Below are 3,360 nucleotides of genomic sequence, written 5' to 3' on the forward strand. Positions count from 1 at the left end.
CCTCCTGCCGAAAGTGAATCAGACGAACGACCCCGAGGGAATCCTGGGTGAGTCAGGATGGGAGCAAACCGCTTTAATAGTTAGTTAAAACAGCGAAGTAGAACGTTTCGTTTCGTCTCGTTTCGTATCTGTTCGCTACAGATCGTGCTCTTCACGGCAAAGGGAGCGCATCCATCAACCGTCACGGGATTGACCCGTTGGTGGTGGGTAACGCCAGCCATTCTGCTGGTCGCGGTTCGGTAATCAGTTGCAAAGCGACAGGCTCCATCGAGCCAGAATTCAGCTTCCTGCTGAATACGAACCAGTTTTCTATGAAAAGCCGGTTTGACAGGCTATCGAGCCTGTATATTTCTATAACCTATGTAGGCTGGTTTGACGGCTACAAGAATCTGCGCACCCTATATCGAACAGATTGACTTGTATCCTGATAGATGGCTTGTATGATCGCGATTGAGGCAACCCGCGGCTATGCGCTAATCGTCCCTGGTGTGGAAACAAAACCATGAGGGACGTACACGAGATGGCAGGCCAAGAAGACGAGAAGAAACTCTATGGCGCACACGTTCGCGGATACGTGGAATCAGATGGCGGGAAGGTCATTTACAAACCCGTCGATGCTGGTTCCGGCCGGATCGAGTGGGAGGTCTTCCTGCTTCGCTACGATGGAATCGAGAAGCAGGTTCATATCTCTTCGACAGACATGCCGAAGCGCATCCGAACGGCAGAAGCGCTCTTCAACTACCACAAGAGCCTCTACCCTGACGGACCCACGCTGGAGGTTCCCTACTTCAAGCCAGCAAATGCAGCCTCTGTGGATGTCGAAGACGACGACTAAAAGGCCACGCTTGAAGTCAATCCAGGTGGAACTGGACGACCTTTCCCCGCATCTCGAGCTAGAAACCTGGCGAGCAGAACTAAACGATAAGTATCCTAGTCATCCAAGCAGCCGGTCGCCCTTCGCTCGTCGCCTTGCTCTTTTCGCCCTTCTTATGCCGCCTTACTTGGCCGCAGTTTGGGCGGCCGGCACCTACGACGATCTGATCGCAACTCCGTGGACGATCGGATGGGCGATTCTCTGGATGGGTCTCGGACCCATTCTCGGAATTGTCGCGGGTGTCTTCCTAGCGGTCACGCCGGTCCTGTCGATCGCAACCATCGTTGGTCTCATAATCGCCGTGCCGTTCTATCCGCAGGCATTGACGGTTCTGCTGACGCTGTTCGGATCGTTCTTCGTGAGTGCTCCGCCGGTCTGGATCACGCTAGCGGTTCTCATTTCCGGAATTACCGTCGCGATCTACTGGACAACGGGGCTTAGCTGGTGATCCGCGTTGCCACTTTCTCCCTCTTGTGCTTCGCGATGGCGGTTCCGAGCTACGCCACCGTCTACGAATACACCCGCGACGGGCGCGTGGTCGTGAAGGACTCGCTGAGCGCGCGGGCACAAACGCAGCCGACCCGTCCGGCGCGCATTGCAGCCTCTCGCGCCGTTTACCGCGACATGGCCGAACAAGTCGCGCTGCGGCACGCCGGCGGCGAAGGTCCGCGCCGCGCCGGTCTCGACGCCCTCACCTTCGCGCAGGTCTTCGTCGAACTGGTCCGTGCCGAGAGCGGCTTCAATCCCCGGGCGCTGTCACCGAAGGGCGCGCAGGGCCTCGGACAACTCATGCCGGACACGGCGCGCGCGCTCGGCGTGCGCGATCCGTGGGACCCGGAACAGAACCTCGACGGCGCCGCCCGCTACTTCGCGGCGCAGCTCGACCGCTTCGGCGACGTGCACCTCGCGCTCGCGGCTTACAATGCCGGGCCGCATCGCGTGGCGCAGTATGGCGGCGTGCCCCCCTTCCGGGAGACGCGGGCCTACGTCGCCAGGATCACGGCCGCGGTGGCTTCGGTACAAACCGTGAATCCCGCGCCCGTATCCCCCCGAACGGGACAGACCGTTCGCTCCACCAGAAGTCAGAAGGATTCTTCGGTATGGCAATACTGACCCCCTCCACCCGCCGCATCGGGGCCGTGGCGCTCGCGCTCGCGGTCTGCGCGGCCTCGCCGGTCTTCGCGCAGGACCTCTCGCCCATCAACACGTTCTTCACCACGCTCGGGACGGCGCTGACCGGCACGACCGGCAAGGCCATCGGCCTCGTCGCCCTGTGCGCAGTCGGCCTCCTGTTCCTGATGGGCCGGATGAACTGGCTCTTCGCGGGCTCGGTCGTCCTCGGGCTGGTGATCCTGTTCGGCGCGGCCACGATCCTCGGCGGCATCGGCACGACCGCCTGATCCATGCGGAACCCGTGCTTCCTGGCGCTCACGCGGCCGGTCTCGATGGCCGGCCTGCCGATGACCTATCTCGTGATCCTGTTTCTCGTGGTGGTCGGCGGCTACATCGTGTCGCTCTCGTTCCTGTGGCTCATCGGAAGCGCGGCCCTCGGCTACGCCGCCCTCCGGGCGCTGGCGAACTACGACGCCCGGTTCCTCGACGTGATCTTCGCCAGCCTCGGGAAGACCCCGCCGACGCCGGGCGCCGTCCGGGGCCAAGGGAACACTTACCATGCTTGACGTGAAGCAAGGGCTCGGCCGTCGCGCGGTCGATCCGCCGGGGCTGAAGCGCGAACACATGCTGGCCTGCTATCTTCCCTACGTGACCGGCGTGGGCGCGGACGTCATCATGCTGCGCGACGGCGACGTGATGGCGTCGTTCCTTGTCGCGGGCATCGCGGCGGACACGGCGGACGCGACGTTCGTCGATGATCTGGCACGGACGTTCGCGGCCTCGATCGCGCAATCCCGGCCCGACGTGGCGTTCTATGTCCACCGCGTCTCGCACGAGACCCGGCCGACGCTGCCGCCCGTCGCGGGCGAGGGCCTCGCCGCGCGCATCGACCGGCAATGGCAGGGCCTCGTCTCCGGCGGGACGCTGCGCGAGCGGGTATCGATGGTCTCCGTGGTCGTGCGACCTCCCAAGCTGGCCGGTCTCTGGGCACGGATCACCGGCGGCGCGAAGCGCGACCTGCGCGCCGAGCGTGGTCGCCGCATCGCCCTGCTGAACGAGATCACCACCAATCTGATGCAGGCCCTGACGCCGGCCCGGCCCGAGCGGCTGACGCTCGCGGACGGCCGCTGGCTCGGGCTCCTGCGGACGGCCGTGACCGGCAAGTACGCGCCGCTCACGCCGGGCGCGGCCTTCACGCCGATCGGCAACCTCCTCGTTGACAGCCGCGTGGACTTCCGGGGCGACAGCTTCGTCGTGCTGGGCAGCGACGAGGACGATCTGCGCTTCGGCGCGATGTTCACCTTCAAGAAGTACCCGACCGAGACCGCGCCGGGCTTTCTCGACCGGCTCGACCTGCCCGGCGACACGGTGGT

5 protein-coding genes and 1 pseudogene are annotated in these 3,360 nt (G+C 63.8%); all 6 read left to right on the top strand.

Features of this window, described 5'->3' with window-relative positions; all coding sequences use genetic code 11:
* Positions 1–502 precede the first annotated feature (502 nt).
* A complete protein-coding gene (locus Q1B08_RS21040; protein WP_299823224.1) occupies positions 503–835 on the top strand; it encodes a hypothetical protein in 333 nt (110 codons plus the stop codon).
* Positions 836–860: 25 nt separating this feature from the next.
* Positions 861–1,322, top strand: a complete 462-nt coding sequence (locus Q1B08_RS21045; RefSeq protein ID WP_299823227.1) for a hypothetical protein — start codon at positions 861–863, stop codon at positions 1,320–1,322.
* A 176-nt stretch (positions 1,323–1,498) separates the two neighbouring features.
* Entirely contained in the window at positions 1,499–1,987 is a 489-nt protein-coding gene (locus Q1B08_RS21050) for a lytic transglycosylase domain-containing protein (protein WP_299823233.1), read from the top strand.
* Complete coding sequence (locus Q1B08_RS21055) at positions 1,975–2,274, top strand: TrbC/VirB2 family protein (RefSeq protein ID WP_299821170.1); 300 nt, start codon at positions 1,975–1,977, stop codon at positions 2,272–2,274. Before Q1B08_RS21050 ends, Q1B08_RS21055 begins: the two co-directional genes overlap by 13 nt.
* Positions 2,275–2,277: 3 nt before the next feature.
* Positions 2,278–2,553: a VirB3 family type IV secretion system protein gene (locus Q1B08_RS21060; RefSeq protein WP_299823230.1), complete on the top strand. Its 276-nt coding sequence runs from the start codon at positions 2,278–2,280 to the stop codon at positions 2,551–2,553.
* Positions 2,546–3,360 (top strand): annotated as a pseudogene (locus Q1B08_RS21065) (hypothetical protein); the annotation flags it as partial. The gene Q1B08_RS21060 and the pseudogene Q1B08_RS21065, both read left to right, overlap by 8 nt.

This window comes from uncultured Jannaschia sp. (genome assembly GCF_947494025.1).
In the GTDB taxonomy this organism is placed as follows: domain Bacteria; phylum Pseudomonadota; class Alphaproteobacteria; order Rhodobacterales; family Rhodobacteraceae; genus Jannaschia.